General features: G+C 69.4%; 22 protein-coding genes, 1 tRNA gene and 2 pseudogenes. 20 read left to right on the forward strand and 5 right to left on the reverse strand.

Going from position 1 to position 22,887, the window contains the following annotated elements:
- The 12 genes from ACFWI4_RS28175 to ACFWI4_RS28230 all read left to right on the forward strand — a co-directional run bounded on the left by ACFWI4_RS28175 (position 1) and on the right by ACFWI4_RS28230 (position 8,524).
- The gene (locus ACFWI4_RS28175) at positions 1–1,374 is read left to right on the forward strand and encodes an FtsK/SpoIIIE domain-containing protein (RefSeq protein WP_387201544.1); all 1,374 of its coding nucleotides are present in this window, start codon (positions 1–3) and stop codon (positions 1,372–1,374) included.
- Between the two features lie 54 nt (positions 1,375–1,428).
- On the forward strand, positions 1,429–2,133 hold the full coding sequence (locus tag ACFWI4_RS28180) for a DUF2637 domain-containing protein (RefSeq protein WP_387201547.1): 705 nt from the start codon (positions 1,429–1,431) through the stop codon (positions 2,131–2,133).
- 20 nt (positions 2,134–2,153) lie between these two features.
- A complete protein-coding gene (locus ACFWI4_RS28185; RefSeq protein ID WP_387201550.1) occupies positions 2,154–2,354 on the forward strand; it encodes a hypothetical protein in 201 nt (66 codons plus the stop codon).
- A complete protein-coding gene (locus tag ACFWI4_RS28190) occupies positions 2,354–2,545 on the forward strand; it encodes a mobile element transfer protein (RefSeq protein ID WP_345650281.1) in 192 nt (63 codons plus the stop codon). Before ACFWI4_RS28185 ends, ACFWI4_RS28190 begins: the two co-directional genes overlap by 1 nt.
- A gap of 10 nt (positions 2,546–2,555) precedes the next feature.
- On the forward strand, positions 2,556–2,750 hold the full coding sequence (locus ACFWI4_RS28195; protein ID WP_387201553.1) for a hypothetical protein: 195 nt from the start codon (positions 2,556–2,558) through the stop codon (positions 2,748–2,750).
- A gap of 126 nt (positions 2,751–2,876) precedes the next feature.
- Positions 2,877–3,059, forward strand: a complete 183-nt coding sequence (locus ACFWI4_RS28200) for a SpdD protein (protein ID WP_387201556.1) — start codon at positions 2,877–2,879, stop codon at positions 3,057–3,059.
- A gap of 153 nt (positions 3,060–3,212) precedes the next feature.
- Positions 3,213–4,502: a replication initiator gene (locus ACFWI4_RS28205; RefSeq protein WP_387201558.1), complete on the forward strand. Its 1,290-nt coding sequence runs from the start codon at positions 3,213–3,215 to the stop codon at positions 4,500–4,502.
- Positions 4,499–4,693, forward strand: a complete 195-nt coding sequence (locus ACFWI4_RS28210; RefSeq protein WP_151472298.1) for an AlpA family transcriptional regulator — start codon at positions 4,499–4,501, stop codon at positions 4,691–4,693. The genes ACFWI4_RS28205 and ACFWI4_RS28210 overlap by 4 nt, the downstream gene beginning before the upstream one ends.
- Complete coding sequence (locus ACFWI4_RS28215) at positions 4,690–6,063, forward strand: tyrosine-type recombinase/integrase (protein ID WP_387201562.1); 1,374 nt, start codon at positions 4,690–4,692, stop codon at positions 6,061–6,063. Before ACFWI4_RS28210 ends, ACFWI4_RS28215 begins: the two co-directional genes overlap by 4 nt.
- Before the next feature lie 107 nt (positions 6,064–6,170).
- Positions 6,171–7,043 carry a nuclease-related domain-containing protein gene (locus tag ACFWI4_RS28220; RefSeq protein ID WP_387201565.1) on the forward strand — a complete coding sequence of 291 codons (873 nt, stop codon included), beginning with the start codon at positions 6,171–6,173 and terminating at the stop codon, positions 7,041–7,043.
- A gap of 130 nt (positions 7,044–7,173) precedes the next feature.
- Positions 7,174–7,596 carry a hypothetical protein gene (locus ACFWI4_RS28225; RefSeq protein ID WP_387201568.1) on the forward strand — a complete coding sequence of 141 codons (423 nt, stop codon included), beginning with the start codon at positions 7,174–7,176 and terminating at the stop codon, positions 7,594–7,596.
- Positions 7,597–7,672: 76 nt separating this feature from the next.
- The gene (locus ACFWI4_RS28230) at positions 7,673–8,524 is read left to right on the forward strand and encodes an IS5 family transposase (RefSeq protein ID WP_387201598.1); all 852 of its coding nucleotides are present in this window, start codon (positions 7,673–7,675) and stop codon (positions 8,522–8,524) included.
- A 28-nt stretch (positions 8,525–8,552) separates the two neighbouring features.
- Here the strand turns inward: ACFWI4_RS28230 and ACFWI4_RS28235 are convergent.
- Together ACFWI4_RS28235 and ACFWI4_RS28240 are read right to left on the reverse strand one after the other, a co-directional pair.
- A pseudogene (locus ACFWI4_RS28235) lies at positions 8,553–8,762 on the reverse strand (transposase); the annotation flags it as partial.
- Between the two features lie 524 nt (positions 8,763–9,286).
- Positions 9,287–9,445 carry a hypothetical protein gene (locus tag ACFWI4_RS28240; protein WP_387201571.1) on the reverse strand — a complete coding sequence of 53 codons (159 nt, stop codon included), beginning with the start codon at positions 9,443–9,445 and terminating at the stop codon, positions 9,287–9,289.
- Between the two features lie 147 nt (positions 9,446–9,592).
- Here ACFWI4_RS28240 and ACFWI4_RS28245 point away from each other — a divergent pair, with 147 nt between their 5' ends.
- Positions 9,593–10,693, forward strand: a complete 1,101-nt coding sequence (locus ACFWI4_RS28245) for a hypothetical protein (RefSeq protein WP_387201574.1) — start codon at positions 9,593–9,595, stop codon at positions 10,691–10,693.
- 6 nt (positions 10,694–10,699) lie between these two features.
- Here the strand turns inward: ACFWI4_RS28245 and ACFWI4_RS28250 are convergent.
- The 3 genes and pseudogenes from ACFWI4_RS28250 to ACFWI4_RS28260 form a co-directional block, all read right to left on the reverse strand.
- A pseudogene (locus ACFWI4_RS28250) lies at positions 10,700–11,459 on the reverse strand (IS5 family transposase).
- 168 nt (positions 11,460–11,627) lie between these two features.
- Positions 11,628–12,161: a hypothetical protein gene (locus ACFWI4_RS28255; RefSeq protein ID WP_387201577.1), complete on the reverse strand. Its 534-nt coding sequence runs from the start codon at positions 12,159–12,161 to the stop codon at positions 11,628–11,630.
- Between the two features lie 500 nt (positions 12,162–12,661).
- Positions 12,662–12,733 (reverse strand) — tRNA-Arg (locus tag ACFWI4_RS28260).
- A 187-nt stretch (positions 12,734–12,920) separates the two neighbouring features.
- Between ACFWI4_RS28260 and ACFWI4_RS28265 the strand changes: the two genes are divergently transcribed.
- The 7 genes from ACFWI4_RS28265 to rho all read left to right on the forward strand — a co-directional run bounded on the left by ACFWI4_RS28265 (position 12,921) and on the right by rho (position 22,805).
- Complete coding sequence (locus ACFWI4_RS28265; protein ID WP_387201601.1) at positions 12,921–13,436, forward strand: response regulator; 516 nt, start codon at positions 12,921–12,923, stop codon at positions 13,434–13,436.
- A gap of 542 nt (positions 13,437–13,978) precedes the next feature.
- A complete protein-coding gene (gene nrtL, locus ACFWI4_RS28270; protein ID WP_387201580.1) occupies positions 13,979–14,962 on the forward strand; it encodes an ArgS-related anticodon-binding protein NrtL in 984 nt (327 codons plus the stop codon).
- A gap of 22 nt (positions 14,963–14,984) precedes the next feature.
- A complete protein-coding gene (lysA, locus tag ACFWI4_RS28275; protein ID WP_385400133.1) occupies positions 14,985–16,376 on the forward strand; it encodes a diaminopimelate decarboxylase in 1,392 nt (463 codons plus the stop codon).
- A 219-nt stretch (positions 16,377–16,595) separates the two neighbouring features.
- Complete coding sequence (locus ACFWI4_RS28280; RefSeq protein ID WP_385400130.1) at positions 16,596–17,888, forward strand: homoserine dehydrogenase; 1,293 nt, start codon at positions 16,596–16,598, stop codon at positions 17,886–17,888.
- Between the two features lie 6 nt (positions 17,889–17,894).
- A complete protein-coding gene (thrC, locus tag ACFWI4_RS28285) occupies positions 17,895–18,953 on the forward strand; it encodes a threonine synthase (protein ID WP_387201584.1) in 1,059 nt (352 codons plus the stop codon).
- Positions 18,954–19,431: 478 nt separating this feature from the next.
- Entirely contained in the window at positions 19,432–20,361 is a 930-nt protein-coding gene (thrB, locus tag ACFWI4_RS28290) for a homoserine kinase (protein ID WP_339131544.1), read from the forward strand.
- 389 nt (positions 20,362–20,750) lie between these two features.
- Positions 20,751–22,805, forward strand: coding sequence for a transcription termination factor Rho (gene rho / locus ACFWI4_RS28295; protein WP_387201588.1), 2,055 nt, complete (start codon positions 20,751–20,753; stop codon positions 22,803–22,805).
- Positions 22,806–22,887: the final 82 nt, after the last annotated feature.

Raw genomic sequence — 22,887 nt, forward strand, 5'->3', positions numbered from 1 at the left:
GTGTCCGAGCTCATGACGCTGGCCGAACTGGGTGGACCCCTCGCCTTATTAGGCGGGGCGGTCTACGCCAGGAAGGCGCATCCGTCGGTCTACTGGGCCACGGTCGGGCTGCCTGCGTCGGTGGCCCGGCTGGTCGGCTCGTACAGCTCGACCATGGACGCGTGCGGGCTGACGGTTCAGCCGTCCCGTCTGCGGGCTTTGGCGGTGCGGGCTACCACCCGCCGTGAGGTTCGACCGGTGCCGCCGCGCCGAGGGCTGATCCGTCCCACTTCCACGGGGCTGCGGGTCCGGCTTCGGCTCGCTCCCGGCCAGGAGCCGGCGGACGTGGCCGCCTCCTGTGAGCGGCTGCGGCACGCTTGGGGCGTTCACGCGGTCCACGTTCGCGAGATCAAGCCGGGCGTGGTCGAACTGCGGTTGGTCGGGTTCGACCTGCTGCGCAAGGTGAAGATGCCGCGCAGCGCGGGGCACGACCTCCTCGCTGTGCCGGTGGCTCTGCGGGAGGACGCGACCGTGTTCGTCCGCGACTACCGGGCCGTTCCTCATGAACTCGTCCTCGGCGCCACCCTGTCGGGGAAGTCGATGTTCCTCCGCAATCTGCTGACAGGACTGGCCGCTCAACCGGTCGCCCTGGTCGGCATCGACTGCAAGCGAGGGGTCGAGCTGGCGCCCTTCGCTCCGCGACTGTCGGCGTTGGCCACCGACTCTGATGAAGCCGCCGAGCTGCTGCCGGCCCTCGTCCAGGAAATGGAGGACCGCTACGACCTGGTCAAGGCACGTCAGGGCATCGCGCCCGGCACGCCCGACGAGGAGATCACCTCCGACGTGTGGGGTCTCCCCGACGACGAACGGCCGCCGCCCATCGTGCTGTTCGTCGACGAGGTGGCCGAACTCTTCCTCGTGGCGAGTCGCAAGGACGAGGAACGGCGCGACGAGATGGTGACCCAGCTGATCCGACTTGCCCAGCTCGGGCGGGCTGCGGGCATCTACCTGGAGATCTGCGGGCAGCGTTTCGGCGCCGAGCTGGGCAAGGGCGCGACCATGCTGCGTGCTCAACTGACGGGCCGCGTGTGCCATCGCGTCAACGACGAGGCCTCGGCGAAAATGGCCCTCGGCGACATCGCCCCTGAAGCGGTGGGCGTCGCGGCCACCATTCCCGCTGAGCGTCCGGGCCTGGCCGTGTCCGGGGATACGTCCGGCGGCTGGGGACGCATGCGCACTCCGTACCTGTCCCTCGGCGACGCTGCGGCGATCTGCCGCGAGACTGCCGAGCTCGCCCCCGACGTACCGGCCCTGAAGCCGTTCCGGCCGCATGTCCCGGCTTTGCCTGCGGACACCCCGATCAGTGTGACCAAGCCGCACCCGGCGACTGGCTGACCCACCAACCCACCGGCCGGCGCGACCTCCTCGCGCCAAGTCCCTACCCCCGCCATGCCCGAAACCGAACGAGAGGACGTGATCAGCGTGGTCGAGCGCTCCGCACCGCGTGCCCTTCCGGTCCGCGTGGACGCCGTACTGGTTCAAGCGGTCATCGCTGCCGCGCTGTCCTTCGCCCACCTTCATGATCTGGCCGTCGCGGCGGGACAGGACGGCTGGAAGGCGTGGGCCTACCCGATCAGCGTCGATCTGCTGCTGGTGGCGGCTTGGAGGCGGCTGAGGGCGGGGGAGTCCAAAGCGGCCGGGTGGTGCTGGTTCCTGGTTGCGCTTACCGCCAGTCTCGGCGCCAACGTCGCGACGGCCGGACTCCTCGACCTTGATCATGTTCCTGCCTCGCTCCGCATCGTCGTGGCTGGTTGGCCGGCGGTCGCCTTCCTCGGCGGAACGCTGCTCGCGCACGGACCCGCCGATCCCGCCCCAGAGCCGCGTGAGCAGAACGACGAGCCGACGAACGAAGCGGCGCAGCAGGGACCGCTCCCTGCGTCCGCGCCTGCGTCCCGGCCCGCTGCCCCTGCTGTGCGTCCCGCGCTTGCCGCTCCACCGACAGATCGGCTCCCGACCGCGCTCGTCGACCACGCCCGAAAGGTGGCCGCCGAGCACCGCACCCGAACCGGTGCGCCTATCGACACCGACACCCTGCGAGCCCGCCTCGGCGTTCCGGGCCCGCTCGCCGAAGCCATCGCCGCCCAACTCACCTGACCTCAGGAGAACTTCCGCCCATGCGCCCGTCCACGCTCCGCGCGCTCAACCGCGCCGCCGAGCTGACCCGTCAGAACCGCCTCACCGAGGCAATGCTCATCGCCGAACCCGTGATCCTCGTCGCCGACGACATCGAGGGCGAGGAGATCCGGCGGTGGCTGCTCGACCACGTCGCCGACTTCACCGGCGAGAACCACGAGGACCCGAAGGAGCTCCCCTGATGCCCGCCAACCCCCGATTTCGCCGAGTGATCCGCATCGGCCCCGTCCAGGTCGCCACGTACTACGACGGTCGCGGTCGCGAGAAGCACACCGCCGCCTGCACGGCACCTCGCTGCGGCTTCTCGACCGACTACGACAGCCGCGCCGCCGCCGAGCTGGCGGCCCGCACCCACCGCTGCTCGGCTCGCTGAGGAGACCGCCGTGACCCTCAGCCTGCCTCTCGTCTTCGTCCTCGGCGTCATCGCCTGGGCCGCGATCAAGTTCCTCGGCGTCCGGATGTGGGTGGCCGTCGTGATCGCCCTGTTCGGCTTCCTGCTCTCTCAGACCTTCCTCGCCCCCGCCATCGAGTCCGGCACCCGCTCCGGGGTCGGCGTCGTCGACGGCACCCATCGCTGAAGGGAAAACCCCATGCTGCTCCGACCGAAGATGCCCGACGCGGCTCCAATACCGATCGCACAGACGCCGGTTCGATCAGCCGAGCACCACCACGCCTCAGTGACCTGCTCCTGTGCTCACGCCCCCATGGTGTCCGTCGGCCGCCCGGTCTCGCCCCTCGTCGGCCGTGGGGCGAGCGCCGTTGCCGCGGTCCTCGTCGTCGGCGTCGTGCTGACCGCGCTCTTGGCCACGGTCGCCATCACGGCCGTCTCCGTCTCCATCGCGGCCCTGGTGCTGCGCTCCCTGCTCAACAGCGCGCCCAAGCGCTGACCAGCCTGCCGGGGCGGCCTCGATACCGCCAAGCATCCCGCCGCCCCGGCAGGCGCGGACCTCCCGACCGAAACCGAAAGGACAGTTCCCATTACTACCGGACGCGTCCCGCCCCCAGTCGAAGAACTGGGTGCGCTCGTCTCCCTGGGCGGCATGCCCGCCCTCGTCAAACAACTCCGCGGCATCGGCGGTTGTACACAGCCTGTGCGCTTGGACGGCCACCGCGTCGAGCACGCGGTCGATACCCGAACCGGCGAGATCGGTCGCGTTCTCCACCGTCTCGCCTCGGCCTCACTCCCGGCCGGCAACCTCCTCGTACGCTGCAACAACCGCCGGGCGACCCGCTGCCCGGCCTGCGCGGAGACCTACCGCCGGGACACCTTCCACCTGATCACCGCCGGACTGCGGGGTGGCAAGGGCACTCCCGACACCGTCACCCGACACCCGAAGGTGTTCGCCACCTTCACCGCTCCCGGCTTCGGCCCCGTCCACAACCGGCCCACGGACCACCGCGGCACCGTCCGCACCTGCCGCTGCGGACTCCTGCACGACGTCGACGACGAATCGCTCGGCACGCCCCTGGACCCGGCGACGTACGACTACGAGGGCGCCGTCCTGTGGAACGCGCACGCCGGAATGCTCTGGCGGCGCTTCTCCATCTACCTCCGCCGAGAGATAGCCAAGCGGGCCGGCCTCACCCAGCGGGACTTCGCCGACTTCGCCCGGGTCTCCTTCGCCAAGGTTGCCGAGTACCAGAAGCGTGGAGCCGTCCACTTCCACGCCGTGATTCGCATCGACGGCCCCGAGGGCGGCGACACCCCGCCTCCGGACTGGGCTACTGCCGAGCTGCTCGCGGACGCGATCGGCGCCGCTGCCGCTCACTCCCGAGTCGATGGCCCCGTCGTCGACGGACGCCCGCACACGTTCGCCTTCGGCAAGCAGCTCGACGTGCGCGCGATTCGCTCCGCCGACTTTGACGGCGGCCAGGATCTGACTGAGCGGGCCGTGGCCTCGTACATCGCCAAGTACGCCACCAAGGGTGCCGAGACCGCGACGGGCGCTCTCGACCGCCCGCTGAAGTTCCTCGCCGAACTCGCCCAGCTCGACATCAGTGACCATGCCCGCCGGCTGATCCGAACGGCCTGGACGCTCGGGGCCCGCAAGGAGTTAGAAGATCTCCGGCTCCGGGCTTGGGCTCACATGCTCGGCTTCCGCGGCCACTTCTCCACCAAGTCCCGCCGCTACTCCACCACCCTCGGCGCTCTCCGCACCGCCCGCGCCGAGTGGCGCCGCGCGCAAGCCGCAGTGATCACCGAGGACGAGTCGGACACGACTCTCGTTCTTTCGCACTGGGTCTTTGCCGGAATCGGGCTGTCCTACGCCGAAGCCTGGCTCGCCGCATCTCTCGAACCCGCCCTCGGTACGGAAGGAGAACCGACATGAGCCCGCAGCGCGATGAGCTGATGACCGTGCGCCAGGTCCTGAACGAGCTGGGTGGGGTCTCCCGCCGGACGTTCTACCGCTGGCGGGAGTTGGGGCACGGGCCGGCCGCGTTCAAGCTGCCGAACGGGGAGCTCCGGGTGTGGCGGAGTGACTTCTCCACGTGGCTGCGAGAGCTGGAGGCCGCGGCGTGAAGTCTCTCGACGTGAAGGTCTGGGCCGTACGGAAGCGGGATACGAAAACGCCCTCGTACGGCGTGCGGTGGTCCGTGGCGGGCAACGTCTTCTCCGACTCGTTCCGCACGAAGGCACTCGCCGACCACTACCGCTCGAAGCTGATGCGGGCGATGCGCGACGGCGAGGAGTTCGACAGGGCATCCGGGCTTCCGGATTCGATGGAACCGAAGAAGTCGGCTGTGTCCTGGTACGACTTCGCCCTCCGGTACCTCGCCATGAAATGGCCCCACGCCGCCCCCAATACGCGCAACGGCATCAACGAATCGCTCACCAGCGTGACCGTGGAGCTCCTCGATGAGCGGGCTGGACGGCCGTCCGATCAGGCCATCCGCCAGGCGCTCCGCAACTGGGCCTTCGTCCTCCCGGGGCCTGATGACCAAGACGTCCCGGACGACGTGCGGAACGCCCTTCACTGGGTGTCGAAGGCATCGCGACCGCTGACCGATCTCGCTGAACCGGCTACGGCCCGTGCGGTGCTGGACTCGCTGAAACTCAAGCTCGACGGCACGGCCGCGGCAGCCGAGACCGTGCGGCGCAAGCGGCGGACCCTCGTCAACGCTGCCAACTATGCGGTCGATCTAGGGGAGCTGCGCGAGAACCCGATCACCGCTGTCCGCTGGCAGAAGCCGAAGGTCTCCAACCAGGTCGACCCTCGCGTCGTCGCGAACCCCGAGCAGGCTCGGAATCTCCTGGCGGCCGTCTCGTACGTGGGCGGCTACCGGCGGGCCCGTGGTCGGCGCTTGGTGGGTCTCTTCGCCGCGATGTACTTCGGCGGTCTCCGGCCGGCGGAAGCGATCGGCCTCGTCGAGACGGACCTGAACCTTCCCGAACAGGGCTGGGGATCGGCGCTACTCCACCGGACCCGTCCGTCGGTCGGCAAACAGTGGACCGACTCGGGGGAGACTCACGACGACCGCGGTCTGAAGAACCGGCCCGTGGAGGACGTCAGGCGGGTGCCGATCCCGCCCCACCTCGTCTCCGCACTCCGCGAGCACCTGGCCACCTTCGGCACGGCGGACGACGGGCGGCTCTTCTTCAGCGAGAAGGGCTCGGTCGTTCCGTCCTCGACGTACTACCGCGTGTGGCAGGAGGCCCGTCTTCTGGCGCTCCCGCCGGCTGTGGCGTCCTCGCCGCTCGCGAGTCGGCCGTACGACCTCCGTCACTCGGCGTTGTCGACCTGGCTCAATGCCGGTGTCGACCCCACCGAGGTGGCCGAGCGCGCTGGCAACAGTGTGGAGGTCCTGCTGACCCGCTACGCGAAGTGCCTCGACGGACGGCAGGACGTCGCCAACCGGCGTATTGAGGATCTGCTCCGCGAATATGAGTGAAGGACTCTGCACCCCACCGAGGCCCCGGGCAACTTGTCCGGGGCCTCTCTCGTCATGAGCCCTACCTGCTGCGACGCTTCGAGCCGAGAGCGGACGAGGGGGAACCCGTGGAGCTGAAGGTCACGCACTGGAAGCGGTACGGACATGATCGCCTGTACGCGAACTTGCCTGATGGCACGGCGGTCGGCTGGGCGGATGTGAAGACGGGGGACATCACGGTTCTGGTCACCGAGTATCGCGACGACGTGATCACCGTGCTGACGGATCACTTACGGAACAACCCCGAACCGCTCCCGCCGCAGAAGACGCCCAGGCCGCCCGAGGCTGAGGCGCCCCCGCTACTGCCGACCCTGACGGCGGCCGATGACCTGTCCGCCAACCGTCCCGGCCAGTCTCTGCTCGACAAATCCGGGCCAAGCCTGATCAAGCGCGTCGTCTTGCAGCTCCTGCGGCGCCCCGCCGAGTGGGACTCCTGGCGGAAGGGCCTTGAGGGGGAGCAGAGGGTAGGAGCCGAGCTGAACCGCTTGGAGCGGCACGGCTGGCGCGTCCTGCATTCCATCCTCTTGGCCGACAAGGTGGACGTGGACCACTTGCTGATCGGGCCCGGCGGCGTATTCAGCATCAATACGAAGCACCACAACAAAAGGGCCGTATGGGTCGGCGACGACTCCGTGAAGGTCGATCGTGGAAAGCCGGCCCCCTACGCGCGCAAAAGCCGGGCTGAGGCCAAGCGAGTAGCCCGCATACTTGAGCGCTATTGCGGCTTTCCCGTACCGGTGGAGCCGGTGCTCGTCTTCGTCGGCGTGACCGATTTGAAGGTGGTCGCTACACAGCTCAGCGTGCGCGTGTACCGGGAGCGTGAGGTGGCGGCACTGGCGCCGCTCTCAGGGGTGCTGACGGCCGAGCAGGTCGAGCAGGTGTACGGCGTCGCACGCCATCGCCAAGCGTGGATCGGGGCCCCAGCCAGTTCCTCTCGGTGAAGTGTCGGCCCTTTCCGCGAGAGCTGTGGGCAGCCTCCGTGGCGTGGCCGGCGCCGGGCGAGGTGCCCTGTCAGTGCCGTCCTTTACGCTCCGCTTCTGATCAAGCAGTCCGGATGGGGAGGGGATGCGGATGGGCGGAAACGAGTGGAGTCACACGGGTCCGTATCAGCGTGATCTGGCGGCCGCGTTCCGGCAGGCTCAGGAGGACGAGTTGGCGCGGGACAACCACGGTTTCGAGGGCCAGTCCGCGGAGGAAATGTGGCGAGACCCGGAGTGGCAGGAGTACATATTCACCGGTGGCACGTGCACCGTGCTCGACTTCCCGCTCATGATCGAAGCCGCGGACACCGACGACGGTCCGTACATGCGGCCGCTGACCGATGGAGAGGTGCGTGCGTGGGCTCCCCACGGCCGGCCCACCTTCGAGGAGTGGGACGCCGCTCTGGATTCCGAGCGGTTGGGCTTCCCGGGCCGCGCCCAGGGGAACTGCACAGTGCTCTACCGGGATGGCAGGCCCGCGGAGGTCGGCTATTGGGGGACCACCGCCGACTAAGAGGGCATCTGATCTAGGTAGTTGGTAGTTAGGGGTGATTTTGTGACTGTCGGGGATGGCTGTCGTTGAGCGAGGCGTGAACGCTCGTCGCCCGTACCGCAGTGACGTCTCCGACGCCCGCTGGGCCTTGATCGAACCGGTCTTCACGGCCTGGCGAGCCGGCCGGACCGGCCCCGGCACGGCGGCCCGGGTCCACGACCTACGGGAGATCGTCAACGCGATCCTCTACGTGAACCGAACCGGCATTCCCTGGGAGTACCTGCCGCACGACTTCCCGCCGTACAAGACCGTCTACGACTACTACGCGAAGTGGGAAGCGGACGGCACGACCCAGCGGGTCCACGACCTGTTACGCGACAAGACCCGCCACTTCCACGGCCGCCGGGCGGAGCCGACCGCAGCCGTGATCGACGCTCAGAGCGTGAAGACCTCGGCAAACGTCGCCGAGACCAGCCAGGGCATCGACGCCGGCAAGAAGATCAAAGGACGCAAGAGGCACCTGATCACCGACACGCTCGGCCTGGTCCTGGCCGTCCTCATCACCGCCGCGAACGTGCACGACACCGCTGGCGGCAAGCACCTCCTCGACGACCTGGCCGCAGCCCACCCCGCCGTGTCCAAGGTCTGGGCGGACGGCGGATACCAGAGCAGCATCCTCAACCACGGCGCCTCACTCGGTATCGACGTCGAGGTGGTGCAGCGACCTCGGGCGAAGGGGTTCGAGCCCTTGCCGAAGCGATGGGTGATCGAGCGGACCTTCGGCTGGCTCATGCAGCACCGACGCCTGGCACGGGACTACGAAGCACTGCCCCAGAGATCCCGAGCAATGATCCACTGGGCGATGGCTAACAAAATGTCCCGCGAGCTGACCGGAGAATCCACCCCAACCTGGCGAATCGAAACGGACAACACTGCCATAGCAATCTGAAAGCTGATCAGATGCTCTCTAAGAACTCCTATCGCAATGACTTCAGGCGTCTCCAGCAGATGAGTGCGCATGCCAGGGTGAGGAAGCCTTCGTGGATGTCGTCGCGGATCTCCCAGCGGATCCGCAGGCGGCGGAACCAGTGCAGGTAGGCGAAGGTGCGCTCCACGACCCAGCGTTGAGCGCCCAGGCCGGAGCCGTGTTCGGTGCCGCGGCGCGCGATCAGTGGCTTCACGCCGAGGTCCCGGACCAGGCGGCGGGGGCGGCTTTCGCGGATGCCACAGCAACGCGCTTGCGGGCCTTGAGGCGTTCATGCTGGGCTGCGCGGGCCTTGGCGAGGGCCTGGCGGCGGGCCTGGGCTTGGGCGGCGGCGGTCTGGGCCTTGAGGACGGTGGCGGCGTGGGGATGCCGGCCAGGGTGACCGCGGGGGAGATGACCGCGGGGCGGGGCGGGGCGGTGGGGGCGGCGCCGACCGGATCACTCAGGTAGACGGCGGGCAAGAGGATGGCGAGCGCCAGAGCGGAGGCGGCGCGGAAGGCGCGCCAGGGGAGGGCGGGGAGCTGGGGGCGGGACATGGGAGGCCTTTCATGGGGGGACAGGACTCCGGCGATCCCTCGGGCGGTCCGGCAGCGGCCACCCTAGGCCTGCTGGAAAATGCGGCGGTAGCGATAGCACGGCGAAGGCCCCGGCCGCATCGACCGGGGCCTTGCTGTGTGGTGTCCTGTTGCCGTAGTCCGAGGTCCGCCCGCCCACCGGGCGGGAGCCTCACCCGATCGTCAGCGTCACGCCGTTGGCGATCACAATCAGCAGCCCTGCAATGACGCCCACCGTCACCAGGATGCTGATCAGGCGGACCGTCCGGCGCTCCTCCTTGATGGCGTACCGGACGGTCTGCCACCACTCCTTGCCCAGCACCACCTTCACGTGTACTCACCTCCCCCGTTTTGCAGGTGAGTTGAGTCAACCGCAGCGAGGAGGTGCATGGCGCCTGGCGTACGCTATGGCGCACAAAGACTCGTGGTGAACCGTGGTGAACCATGAGGAGCACGACCGCATCGGCGAGGGGGCGCGGTGGCGGGATCGGCAAGCCGGGCGGTGCAGATTCCGGACACCATTCCGGCCGGAGCGCTACGTACATGGTTGGAGTGGCTGCGCGAGCTGCGTAGATGCGCCGGAACCCCTACGCTCACGGCCATTGCCCGTGCGGCCGAAGAACGGGGCCAGCCCGTCAGTGTCGCGACCATTCGGCGACTGCTCTCCGGCGCCACCCTGAGCGAGGGGGTGGCCTGGGCCGTGGCGTATGCGCTGGCTGAGATGGACCGCCGTCCGGCGGCCGTCGCGTCGGGCAGGGACTGGGATGCGTTCGATGAGCAATTAGCACTTTTGTTCAATGCTGCAAGCAGTGCAGGGTCCGACGTGAGGGCAGGAAATGTGGCGGATTTGGCCTCTTCGTCACGCCGGGGTGATGACGCGGCCACGTCTCAGAGCGGAACAGGAAGGGCCGTGCCGCGGGGCATGGTGGTGGTTGTCCCGAAGTATTCCTACGAGAAACCTGATGCTGATTGGACCCTCTCTGGGGTCGAGCGGCAACTGGTGGTAACCCTGGGACGAAAAATGTTTTCTGCATTGTCCGGGGAGTGGGGCCCCTTGGACGTGTGGGAGGGGGTGTTCTCCCCTGGGGTTGAGGACAATATCGAAGAATTCCTCAAGCGTGGGCTTGAGGGGTCCCCGTTGTTTGATTTTCTGCTAGTGACTTTTAGCGGTTTCGAGCGCGCGATGATTAGTAGTCGTGGCATTGAATTGGTGAGGTCTACTCGTTATGGCGAGCAGTCAAGGTTGGAAACAGTGAACCTGAGGGCTGTCCTGCCAAAGTACAAAAAGGCCGTAATTCTCGTGGGGCAAAAAAGGTTCGGCCCCTTCGGGGATGGCATCTACGGGCTTCCGCTCCAAGAGGAAGAAGGGCAACGCGTTGCAGATCCTAATGCGCTAGACGCAAGCGAAACGATTGTCGTCGAAGTGGGCTCCGGCTCTCTCGATCCTTTTCTCCAAGGCCTGGTTCTTCGTCTGCAAATCGATGCCCCATTGAGTCAGATTTCCCGGAATGTGAGAGGACTTCCAAACGCGGGCCGCGTCTGGGCGTGCCCCCCACACGTTCTGGGGGGCGCCGACTAAGAACTCCTATCGCAATGACTTCAGGCGTCTCCAGCAGATGAGTGCGCATGCCAGGGTGAGGAAGCCTTCGTGGATGTCGTCGCGGATCTCCCAGCGGATCCGCAGGCGGCGGAACCAGTGCAGGTAGGCGAAGGTGCGCTCCACGACCCAGCGTTGAGCGCCCAGGCCGGAGCCGTGTTCGGTGCCGCGGCGCGCGATCAGTGGCTTCACGCCGAGGTCCCGGACCGGGCGGCGGTACTTGTCGTGGTCGTAGCCGCGGTCACCGAGTACGAGGTCGGGGCGGTGTCGGGGCTGGCCGCGCTTGCCGCGCACGGGCGGCACGGCCTGGAGGGGCGGGATCAGCTGGGTGACGTCATTGCGGTTGCCGCCGGTCAGCGTGGCGGTCAGCGGGATGCCGGTGGCGTCGGTGATCAGGTGGTGTTTGCTGCCCGTCCTGCCCCGGTCAACAGGGCTTCATCCCGTCTTGGGCCCCCCTTTAGCGCCCGGATGTGAGAGCCGTCGACGGCCGCCTGGGAGAAGTCCAGGGCGTTCGCGCCGCGCAGCCTGGCCAGGAGGACTTCATGCAGCCGGGGCCACACGCCGGCCTCGGTCCACTCGGCCAGGCGTCGCCAGCAGGTCATGCCCGAGCCGAAGCCCAGTTCCTGCGGCAGATGTTCCCAGGCGATCCCGGTGTGCAGCACGAACAGGATGCCCTGGAACACCAGCCGGTTCGGATGCCGCGGATGCCGGACCCGACGCTCGCCCTGGGCAGCAACGGCTCGACCACCGCCCAAAACTCGTCGTCGACTTCCCACGGCTTCGGCCGAGCCACCCCACACCCCCTGGATCATCAGTTCCGAACTGATCCAACCACCTCGAAGATCATTTCGTTAGGAGTTCCAAGACGTATCCCGCAGAGCGGTTCTTGGTTGAGCATCCCTGCCATGACTGACCATCAACAGTGAATGCGGAGGCGGACGATCATGATGTCGGGCGCCAGGTTGTCCAGGTACGTGTTGGCGAAATCCGGAAAACTCGTCCCGGATTGGGGAGCGACCTCGACATAGATCCATTCTCCCTCCAGGGTGAGCAGGTGATCCGTGGGAACTGACCACTCGGCCCGCCATTGCCGGTACGGCGTCTGGCCGGCGCGATAGGGGCTAAGACGTGCGGCCAACTGTGCCGCGCGGGTGCGCATGCCCTGGAAGTCGAGCAGACCGCGCGGGCCTCCGTCGCACTGCCCCTGTGTCCACTGCCGGGGTTCCCCATGAGAGTCCTGCGGCGCTCGGACGAGCCGGGGATCGGCTTCGTGGCCGGGAAGCACATCGAACTCCTCACCCGCTCGGCCAAGCCACCACTGGTCCCATTCGCCTTGGTAGGGCTTGTGGTCACCGTTCATGTCGAAGGGGGCCAGGGTCGCCTCGATCGCGGCATGCAGATCCTGGTGGGCGTCCGGCGGCAGGCAGACCGTGAGCAGCTCGTTCGCCATGTCGTCAGCCTCTTCCGCTTGTGGGTACCGCATGCTGACACGGGAAACGACAGTTCGGCGCACCAGTTTTCCCGCCTGCGCCTCGAAGTGAAGATTGATGCCACGATCTTGGGATGGCTGGCGTGATCACGGTGCCGGAGTCGTCCTGGACAACCCCGTTCACCGGGCTCGGCCCGCGGCAGTCCACCAGGCTGGTTGCCGCACTGCGGTGCGAGGGTGGCGACGCGGTGGGGCAAGGCCGGGCCTAGGGTCAGCCGCGAGATTATTGACGGGACAGACCCCAGCGGGGCCGATACCGCTTTGCGATGCGGCCCCGCGCTCGTCCGGGGTCGTGTTGCTTTGGCGGGGCTCACCTGCGGCAATGCCTCAAGATCCCGTCCACGCCTCGTCCACAGACCTCGACATGGAGCCGCTTCGGGCTGCATCCGTCTGCACATACGCGAAGACCCCGGCCTCAGCGTTTCCGCTGGTGACGGGGTCTTTGGGCACCTCATAAGGGGTGCCCCCGGCAGGATTCGAACCTGCGCACACGGCTCCGGAGGCCGTTGCTCTATCCCCTGAGCTACGGGGGCGTGTCGGGCGCTTTGTGCGGCGACGGGTAGAACCCTACCAGGTCTTTCGGGGGTGATCGCCACGTGTTTTCGTCGGGGTGGGTGGTGTTGCGGGGACGCGAGAGTCGGAGTGAGAGGCGAGTGGGGGACCGGGCCCGGCGGAGTGGGGTGAGCGGTCTCGTCTGGGGGTGGGGCCGTGCGGGTGGAAGTGGGGAAAAGCCGGACGCGGCGGTGGGCGCGGACCTACTCTCGAGTTGTGCCAGGCGTGTCCGGTCGGGTGCTTGTTGTGGACGACAACAAGGTCATCCGGCAGCTGATCAGGGTCAATCTCGAGCTGGAGGGTCTCGAGGTCGTGACCGCGGCTGACGGTGCCGAGTGTCTGGACGTCGTCCATCAGGTTCGGCCCGATGTCGTCACCCTCGACGTCGTGATGCCCCGGCTGGACGGCCTGCGTACCGCCGCTCGGCTGCGCGCCGATCCCCGTACCCGGGATCTGCCCCTCGCCATCGTCAGCGCCTGTACACAGTACGAGGTCGAGAGCGGGCTCGACGTCGGTGTCGACGCCTTTCTCGCCAAGCCCTTCGAACCCACCGAACTCGTCCGCCTCGTAAGGCAGTTGATTGAGGGGCGGGAGCGTGGGGCGGCCGGCGGGGTGATTGGTGGGGCGGGTGGTGCCGTCGACGAGGCCGAGCGTGCCGAACGCGCCGGGCGCACCGGTCATTGACGAACGCGCCGCGCGCACTGGTCATTGAGTTGAGTTGAGTTCAGTTGGGTGGTCATTGAGCTCCGGCTCCCGTCGTCGGTCAGTTTCCGCACCGGTTGTCATTGGGTTCCGGCTGCGATCGTGAGTGCGTTTCTGCTCGCGCCATCACTGAGTTCCCGGTTCCGCCGTCAGGCCAGTGACCGTCGGTGAGTCATCGTCCATCCGGTTGATCGTCGTGCGGGGGCCCCGCCCGTCGTCCTCTCGTCCCGGTCGGATCGAGTCCCGTTCGGCGGTGGCGGCAGCAGCAGCCGCCCAGCCACGCCGAGGCCGAGCCCCCGCCCGGCCCCCGCCCCGCCGAACCGCCCCCGCCCAGCTCCCGCCGGGCCGGCCCCCGCCGACCCACCGTCCCCCCGGCGACGGCGCACCGCCCCCGCCGACCCACCGCCCCGCCGCCAGCCCACCGCCCCCACCGCAGCCCCACCCCCCCAACCCCCCCGTCCACATCCCGGACCATCCCCAAACCGGCTCGCCTTCCCACCCCCCTCCTCCCCTAGGCTTGTCCCGTGACTCCCGTCGAGCTCTCCCGTACCGTGCTGTGCGCGGTGCGTCGTGCTGTCGACCGGGGGGAACTCGGGGTGTCCGTGCCCGCGAGTGTGGCCGTCGGGCCGCCGGGGCCCGGGGGGTGCGGGGACTACGCGTCGAACATCGCGTTGCGGCTCGCCGGGCAGGCCAGGCGGCCGGCGACGGAAGTCGCCGAGATCCTGCGGTCCCACATCGAGCGTGACCCCGGTGTCGCCGAGGTGACCGTCACCGGACCCGGATTCCTCAACATCACCCTCGCCGCCGGTGCCTCCGCCGGCCTGGTCGAGCAGGTCCTGGAGCAGGGGACGCGCTACGGGCACGGCGACACCCTCGCCGGACAGCTCGTCGAGCTGCGCGTGCCCCGGGACGCCCGGGCCGAGACCGTCGCCGACGCCCTCGTACGGATCGTCGCCACCCAGGGCGGACGTGCCGAGGTCCGTCACGCCGAACCCGTCAACCTGCGGCCCGTGCCCGCGCCCGAGGACCCCACCCCCCTCGGACACGACGCCGGCCGCTGGGCGCTGCTCCGTCCCGCGCCGCACGACCGGCCCCGGATCAGCGCCGACCATCTCCTCCAGCGCGAGAGCAACCCTCTCTTCCGCGTCCGGTACGCCCACGCCCGCACCCGGGCCCTGAGCCGCAACGCCGCCGCCCTCGGCTACAGCCGCGACAGTCACATGGAGATGGACATGGGCAGCACCGGTACGAGTGACGTGCTCGTCGCTCTTGCCGAGTATCCGCACGCCCTGCGTCTCGCCGCGCGGGACCGGGCGCCCGATCGGGTGGCGCGGCAGCTCGTCGTGACCGCCGACGCCGTTCTCGGTTTCCAGCACACCGTGCTGCCGCTCGGCGACGAGAAACCCTCGGCCGCCCACCGTGCCCGGCTCGCGCTCGCCGAAGCCGCCGGGGCGGTGCTGGCCGGTGGCCTGTCCCTGCTCGGCATCAGCGCACCCGAACATCTTTGACGAAGCAGAAAGCACTCCAGACATGAGCCGTTCCGCGCACCCCGCCGGGCCCCGTCACGCCGACGTCCTCACCGAGGGCCACTACAGCGCCCCGCCCGCCGACCTCAACGCCCTCGACCCGAAGGTGTGGTCGCACACCGTGAGCCGTGGGGAGGACGGTGTCGTACGCGTCGGCGGGCTCGAAGTCACCGCGCTGGCCGAGGAGTTCGGCACTCCCGCGTACTTCCTCGACGAGAGCGACTTCCGGGAGCGGGCGCGCGCCTGGCGCACCGCGTTCGGGCACGACGCCGACGTCTTCTACGCCGGCAAGGCGTTCCTCTCGCGCGCCGTCGTCCGGTGGCTGCACGAGGAGGGGCTCAACCTGGACGTGTGTTCCGGGGGTGAGCTGGCGACGGCCCTGTCGGCCGGGATGCCCGCCGAGCGCATCGCCTTCCACGGCAACAACAAGTCCACCGAGGAGATCCGTACGGCCGTGGAGGCCGGGGTCGGGCGGATCGTGCTCGACTCGTTCCAGGAGATCGTGCGGGTCGCCCACATCGCGCAGTCCCTGGGCAGGCGGCAGCGGGTGCAGATCCGGGTGACGGTGGGCGTCGAGGCGCACACGCACGAGTTCATCGCCACCGCGCACGAGGACCAGAAGTTCGGGATCGCGCTCGCGGACGGGCAGGCCGCCGAGGCCGTGCGGCGGGCCCTCGCGCTCGACGCGCTGGAGGTCGTCGGGATCCACTCGCACATCGGCTCGCAGATCTTCGACATGGCCGGGTTCGAGGTCGCGGCCCGGCGTGTCGTCGCGCTGCTGGCCGCCGTGCGCGACGAGCACGGCGTCGAGCTGCCCGAGATCGACCTCGGCGGCGGTCTCGGCATCGCGTACACCAGCGACGACGACCCCCGTGAGCCGCACGAGATCGCCAAGGCGCTGGGCGAGATCGTGACGCGCGAGTGCGAGGCGGCGAAGCTTCGTACGCCGCGGATCTCCGTGGAGCCGGGGCGCGCCATCGTCGGACCGACCGCGTTCACGCTGTACGAGGTGGGCACCGTCAAGCCGCTCGACGGCCTGCGGACCTACGTCTCGGTGGACGGCGGCATGTCCGACAACATCCGGACCGCGCTGTACGACGCCGAGTACAGCGTGGCCCTCGTCTCGCGCACGTCCGACGCCGAGCCGATGCTCGTGCGGGTCGTCGGCAAGCACTGCGAGAGCGGGGACATCGTGGTCAAGGACGCGTTCCTGCCGGCCGACCTGGCGCCGGGCGACCTGATCGCGGTGCCGGCCACCGGCGCGTACTGCCGGTCCATGGCCAGCAACTACAACCACGCGCTCCGCCCGCCGGTCGTCGCCGTGAAGGACGGCGCGGCGCGGGTGATCGTCCGTCGCGAGACGGAGGAGGACCTGCTGCGTCTCGACGTCGGGTGAGTGACATCACGTGACAGGGGGTGACGTCGGATGGTCGGATGTACCGGTGTGTCCGGGCGGAGGACCGTCCGAGGGGCCGCGGACCCGCGGTGAAAGATCTCCTGTCGGCACCTGCCAGAAAAATGAAATGGACGTCTCACGATCCGGACGAAGGGTAGAAACTCCCGTCCGGTGAGTGAGACTGGTCCAACCGAACACGGTATGAGGAAACGAGGTCGGATGATGCGTACGCGTCCGCTGAAGGTGGCGCTGCTGGGCTGCGGGGTTGTCGGCTCAGAGGTGGCGCGCATCATGACGACGCACGCCGACGACCTCACGGCCAGGATCGGCGCCCCCGTCGAGCTCGCGGGCGTCGCCGTCCGCCGGCCCTCCAAGGTCCGCGAGGGCATCGACCCCGCCCTGGTCACCACCGACGCCACCGCCCTCGTCAAACGCGGGGACATCGACGTGGTCGTCGAGGTCATCGGCGGCATCGAGCCCGCCCGTTCGCTGATCACCACCGCGTTCGAGCACGGCGCCTCCGTCGTCTCCGCGAACAAGGCGCTGCTCGCCCAGGACGGTGCCGCCCTGCACGCGGCGGCCGAGGAGCACGGCCGGGACCTCTACTACGAGGCCGCCGTCGCCGGCGCCATCCCGCTGATCCGGCCGCTGCGCGAGTCCCTCGCCGGCGACAAGATCAACCGGGTGATGGGCATCGTCAACGGCACCACCAACTTCATCCTCGACAAGATGGACTCCACGGGGGCGGGCTACCAGGAGGCCCTCGACGAGGCCACCGCGCTCGGGTACGCCGAGGCCGACCCCACCGCCGACGTCGAGGCGTTCGACGCCGCCGCCAAGGCCGCCATCCTCGCCGGGATCGCCTTCCACACGCGGGTGCGGCTGGACGACGTCTACCGCGAGGGCATGACCGAGGTCACCGCCGCCGACTTCGCCTCGGCCAAGGGCATGGGCTGCACCATCAAACTGCTCGCCCTGTGCGAGCGGGCCGCCGACGGGGGCTCGGTGACGGCGCGCGTCCACCCGGCGATGATTCCGCTGACCCACCCGCTCGCCTCCGTGCGCGGCGCGTACAACGCCGTGTTCGTCGAGTCGGAGGCCGCCGGGCAGCTCATGTTCTACGGGCCGGGCGCCGGCGGCGCCCCCACCGCGTCCGCCGTCCTCGGCGACCTGGTGGCCGTCTGCCGCAACAAGCTCGGCGGTGCCACGGGCCCCGGCGACTCGGCGTACACCCAGCTGCCCGTCTCGCCCATGGGCGAGGTCGTCACGCGGTACCACATCAGCCTCGACGTGGCCGACAAGCCGGGTGTCCTCGCCCAGGTCGCGACCGTCTTCGCCGAGCACGGGGTGTCCATCGACACCGTGCGCCAGTCGGGCAAGGACGGCGAGGCCTCCCTCGTCGTCGTCACCCATCGCGCGTCCGACGCGTCCCTCGCCGGGACGGTCGAGGCGCTGCGCGGCCTCGACACCGTGCGGGGCGTCTCCAGCATCATGCGGGTTGAAGGGGAGTAACGAGCAATGACCCACCAGTGGCGCGGAATCATCGAGGAGTACCGGGACCGGCTTCCGGTGTCCGACAGCACGCCGGTCGTGTCGCTCCGCGAGGGCGGTACGCCGCTCGTGCCCGCGCAGGTGCTCTCCGAGCGCACGGGCTGCGAGGTCCACCTCAAGGTGGAGGGCGCCAACCCGACCGGCTCCTTCAAGGACCGCGGGATGACGATGGCCATCACGCGGGCGAAGGAGGAGGGCGCGAAGGCCGTCATCTGCGCCTCCACCGGCAACACGTCGGCGAGCGCCGCCGCCTACGCCGTACGGGCCGGGATGGTCTGCGCGGTCCTGGTGCCGCAGGGCAAGATCGCGCTCGGCAAGATGGGCCAGGCTCTCGTGCACGGCGCCAAGATCCTCCAGGTCGACGGCAACTTCGACGACTGTCTGACGCTGGCGCGCTCGCTGTCCGACAACTACCCGGTGGCGCTGGTCAATTCGGTGAACCCGGTGCGTATCGAGGGCCAGAAGACCGCCGCCTTCGAGATCGTGGACATGCTCGGCGACGCGCCCGACATCCATGTCCTTCCGGTGGGCAACGCGGGCAACATCACCGCGTACTGGAAGGGGTACAAGGAGTACGCCGGCGACGGCGTGGCCGCGAAGACCCCGCGCATGTGGGGGTTCCAGGCGTCCGGCTCCGCGCCCATCGTGCGCGGCGAGGTCGTCAAGGACCCGTCGACCATCGCCACCGCGATCCGGATCGGCAACCCGGCCTCGTGGCAGTTCGCGCTGGCCGCGCGGGACGAGTCCGGCGGTCTCATCGACGAGGTGACGGACCGTGAGATCCTGCGCGCCTACCGGCTGTTGGCCGCGCAGGAGGGCGTCTTCGTCGAGCCCGCGTCCGCCGCGTCCGTCGCCGGTCTGCTGAAGGCCGCCGAGCAGGGCAAGGTCGACCCGGGCCAGCGCATCGTCTGCACCGTCACCGGAAACGGCCTCAAGGACCCCGACTGGGCCGTCGCGGGAGCTCCGCAGCCGGTCACGGTCCCGGTCGACGCGGCGACGGCCGCGGAACGGCTCGGTCTCGTCTAGACGTCAGGGACGCCGTCCGGGCGCCCGGGACATGGTCCCGGAGCCCGGTCCGGTGCGAAGACAGGCCAAAAATGGCGTGATTCCGCCGGGCGAGGACCTCCGCGCCGCGCACCCGCCGTACGGGGCCGGCCGGTCCCGTACGGATACGGCGGGAGTCGTCCGGCCGGGGGAGAACTCGCCGTGGGCGGGCGGGGAACCGCGGGAACACCGACGGGATCCGTCCGCTCGTGGGGGCATCCCCATGCCGGCCCGACAGGGGGTGCACGAGGGGCTTACGACACGCATCGTGCGCCTCCTGTGCGCCCTATGTCGCCACAGAACCTTCCTTCGATAGGCTGTACCGAACCCGCCCGCCGCATATGCCGCGGTGTCGCGCGGTCTCTGCGGACTCCGGGTCCTCGTGCCCGTCCGCCGCAGTCCACCTCGCAGTTCCTCGGAAATCTCGTACATCACGCAGCTCAAGGAGAGTCATCGAGCGATGGCCGGTCCAGCGTTCCGCGCCGCCGCCGTCCGGGTGCGCGTCCCCGCCACCAGTGCCAACCTCGGCCCGGGTTTCGACGCCTTCGGCCTGTCACTGGGGCTCTACGACGACGTGGTCGTCCGGGTGGCCGACTCAGGACTGCACATCGACATCGCGGGTGAGGGCAGCGAGACGCTGCCGCGCGACGAGAAGCATCTCCTCGTACGTTCCCTGCGCACCGCCTTCGACCTGCTCGGCGGACAGCCGCGCGGCCTGGAGATCGTCTGCGCCAACCGCATCCCGCACGGCCGTGGCCTCGGCTCCTCGTCGGCCGCCATCTGCGCCGGCATCGTCGCCGCCCGCGCGGTGACCATAGGCGGGGACAGCAGGCTCGACGACACCGCGCTGCTGGAGCTCGCGACCGAGATCGAGGGACACCCCGACAACGTCGCGGCCTGTCTGCTCGGCGGATTCACGCTCTCCTGGATGGAGTCGGGCGCCGCGCGCGCCATCAGGATGGACCCCGCGGACTCCATCGTTCCGGTGGTCTTCGTCCCCGGGAAGCCCGTGCTCACCGAGACCGCGCGCGGCCTGCTGCCGCGCACCGTCCCGCACGTCGACGCCGCCGCCAACGCGGGCCGCGCCGCACTGCTCGTCGAGGCGCTGACCCGTCGCCCCGAGCTGCTGCTGCCCGCCACCGAGGACCGGCTGCACCAGGAGTACCGCGCGCCGGCGATGCCCGAGAGCGCGGCGCTCGTGGAGCGCCTGCGCGCCGACGGCATCCCGGCCGTGATCTCCGGCGCGGGCCCCACGGTCCTCGCGCTCGCGGACCGCGCCTCGGCCGACAAGGTGGCAGATCTCGCAGGTCAGGGCTGGGCGGCCAACCGTCTGGACCTCGACGCGCAGGGGGCGTGCGTGCTGCCCCTCGCACCCGTCGAGGTCGATTGACGACGCACGGTTGCCGGATTTCGAGAGGGGGAATGTTTGTTGGATCCGGTAGTGTTAACCTCAAGTCTGCACCCGACCCCACCATGGCGAGGTGCTTCGCGTCCCTGTCCGGGACACCCATTCTTCCGGGAGCCTCCCAAACTGCTTCGTGCCTTGCATTGGGTGCTATGCGCTGAGCAGTGCTGAGCACGCTCCGGAACCGGCGTGACCGAGCCGATGACACCGAACCTCAGTGCCACGGCTCCGGGAATCGTCATCACCAGCAATGTCTTCCGCCGCTTTGGCGGACCACCGCCCCGGCACGGTCCACACAGCAAGGGCCAATGCCGGACAGCACAACCGGTCGCCGAGCCAGACAGGCCGACGTCCGCTCCAGGGAAGGACCCTTCGTGAGCGACACCACCGATCTGATGGGCGCACGTGTCGAGGAGACCGCTGCCGCGCCCGCCACGGACGCCTCCGCGCCTGCCACCGGTGCCGGCTCCAGGCGACGCCGCGGTACCGGCCTCGAGGGCATGGTGCTGGCCGAGCTCCAGCAGGTCGCATCCGGCCTCGGCATCAGGGGCACCGCGCGGATGCGCAAGAGCCAGCTGATCGAGGTCATCAAGGAGGCCCAGGCCGGCGGCGGCGCTCCCGCCAAGACGGCGCCCGACGCCGCCGAGAGCAAGCCGAAGCGCCGGACCACCTCGAAGGCCCGTACGGGTGACGAGGCCGCGGCGCCGGCCGTCGACAAGGCCGAGAAGGCCGCCGAGAAGGCTGTCTCCCAGCAGCAGATCGAGATCCCCGGCCAGCCCGCCGGCGGCCCCTCCCGCGCGAGCGAGGCCGAGCGTGAGGCCGACCGCGGTGGAGACGACGCCCCCGCCGAGCGCCGCCGTCGCCGTGCCACCGCCGAGGCGGGCAGCCCCGAGACGGTCACCGCCGAGGCGAAGAACGAGACGCAGGGCGACGCCGAGGGCGCCGACGGCCGCCGTGAGCGCCGCGACCGCCGCGACCGCGACCGGGGCGGCCGTGACCGCCGCCCGAACAAGGGCGACGAGCAGCAGGGCGGCCAGGGTGCCGGCCAGCAGCGACCCGAGCGCCAGGAGCGCCAGGAGCGTCCGGACCGTCAGCAGCAGGGCGGCGGCCGTCAGGACCGCCAGCAGCCGCGCGACAACGGCCCGCGTGACAACGGTCCCCGTGACAACGGACCGCAGGACGACGACGACTTCGAGGGCGGCCGTCGCGGCCGTCGCGGCCGTTACCGTGACCGCCGTGGCCGTCGTGGCCGCGACGAGATCGCCGAGCCGCAGGTCGCCGACGACGACGTGCTGATCCCCGTCGCGGGCATCCTCGACATCCTCGACAACTACGCGTTCATCCGTACGTCGGGCTACCTGCCGGGTCCCAACGACGTGTACGTCTCCCTCGCCCAGGTCCGCAAGAACGGTCTGCGCAAGGGTGACCACGTCACCGGTGCGGTCCGCCAGCCCAAGGACGGCGAGCGCCGCGAGAAGTTCAACGCGCTCGTGCGCCTGGACTCCACCAACGGCATGGCGCCCGACTCGGGCCGCGGCCGGCCGGAGTTCAACAAGCTCACGCCGCTGTACCCGCAGGACCGGCTCCGCCTGGAGACCGACCCGGGTGTGCTGACGACCCGCATCATCGACCTCGTCGCGCCGATCGGCAAGGGCCAGCGCGGTCTGATCGTGGCCCCGCCGAAGACCGGCAAGACCATGATCATGCAGGCGATCGCCAACGCGATCACGCACAACAACCCCGAGTGCCACCTGATGGTCGTCCTGGTCGACGAGCGTCCGGAAGAGGTCACCGACATGCAGCGGTCGGTCAAGGGCGAGGTCATCTCCTCGACCTTCGACCGTCCGGCCGAGGACCACACCACGGTCGCCGAGCTCGCCATCGAGCGTGCCAAGCGTCTGGTGGAGCTGGGCCACGACGTCGTCGTGCTGCTCGACTCGATCACGCGTCTGGGCCGTGCGTACAACCTCGCCGCCCCGGCCTCCGGCCGCATCCTGTCCGGTGGTGTCGACTCGACCGCGCTGTACCCGCCGAAGCGCTTCTTCGGTGCCGCGCGCAACATCGAGGACGGCGGCTCGCTGACGATCCTGGCCACCGCGCTCGTCGACACCGGCTCGCGCATGGACGAGGTCATCTTCGAGGAGTTCAAGGGCACCGGCAACGCCGAGCTCAAGCTCGACCGGAAGCTCGCCGACAAGCGCGTCTTCCCGGCGGTGGACGTCGACGCGTCCGGTACCCGCAAGGAAGAGCTCCTGCTCGGCAGCGACGAGCTCGCCATCACCTGGAAGCTGCGTCGCGTGCTCCACGCGCTCGACCAGCAGCAGGCGATCGAGCTGCTGCTCGACAAGATGAAGCAGACGAAGTCGAACGCCGAGTTCCTGCTCCAGATCCAGAAGACCACGCCGTCGCCGGGCAACGGCAACGACTGATCTCCTCGCGACCGAGGTCCTCGCGGACCGGAGTTCGCAGGGCAGAACCGCAAAGGGCCGCCCCCGTCACCCAGGTGACGGG

Origin of the sequence: Streptomyces sp. NPDC127038 (assembly GCF_042725875.1) — a bacterium.
GTDB lineage: Bacteria > Actinomycetota > Actinomycetes > Streptomycetales > Streptomycetaceae > Streptomyces.

Bases quoted from the DNA above. Each gene is read 5' to 3' on its own strand.
- ACFWI4_RS28180 (WP_387201547.1), top strand. From the start codon at position 1,429: ATGCCCGAAACCGAACGAGAGGACGTGATCAGCGTGGTCGAGCGCTCC.
- ACFWI4_RS28185 (WP_387201550.1), top strand. From the start codon at position 2,154: ATGCGCCCGTCCACGCTCCGCGCGCTCAACCGCGCCGCCGAGCTGACC.
- ACFWI4_RS28190 (WP_345650281.1), top strand. From the start codon at position 2,354: ATGCCCGCCAACCCCCGATTTCGCCGAGTGATCCGCATCGGCCCCGTC.
- ACFWI4_RS28200 (WP_387201556.1), top strand. From the start codon at position 2,877: ATGGTGTCCGTCGGCCGCCCGGTCTCGCCCCTCGTCGGCCGTGGGGCG.
- ACFWI4_RS28205 (WP_387201558.1), top strand. From the start codon at position 3,213: ATGCCCGCCCTCGTCAAACAACTCCGCGGCATCGGCGGTTGTACACAG.
- ACFWI4_RS28210 (WP_151472298.1), top strand. From the start codon at position 4,499: ATGAGCCCGCAGCGCGATGAGCTGATGACCGTGCGCCAGGTCCTGAAC.
- ACFWI4_RS28225 (WP_387201568.1), top strand. From the start codon at position 7,174: ATGGGCGGAAACGAGTGGAGTCACACGGGTCCGTATCAGCGTGATCTG.
- ACFWI4_RS28255 (WP_387201577.1), bottom strand. From the start codon at position 12,161: ATGGCGAACGAGCTGCTCACGGTCTGCCTGCCGCCGGACGCCCACCAG.
- lysA (WP_385400133.1), top strand. From the start codon at position 14,985: ATGAGCCGTTCCGCGCACCCCGCCGGGCCCCGTCACGCCGACGTCCTC.
- ACFWI4_RS28280 (WP_385400130.1), top strand. From the start codon at position 16,596: ATGATGCGTACGCGTCCGCTGAAGGTGGCGCTGCTGGGCTGCGGGGTT.
- thrC (WP_387201584.1), top strand. From the start codon at position 17,895: ATGACCCACCAGTGGCGCGGAATCATCGAGGAGTACCGGGACCGGCTT.
- thrB (WP_339131544.1), top strand. From the start codon at position 19,432: ATGGCCGGTCCAGCGTTCCGCGCCGCCGCCGTCCGGGTGCGCGTCCCC.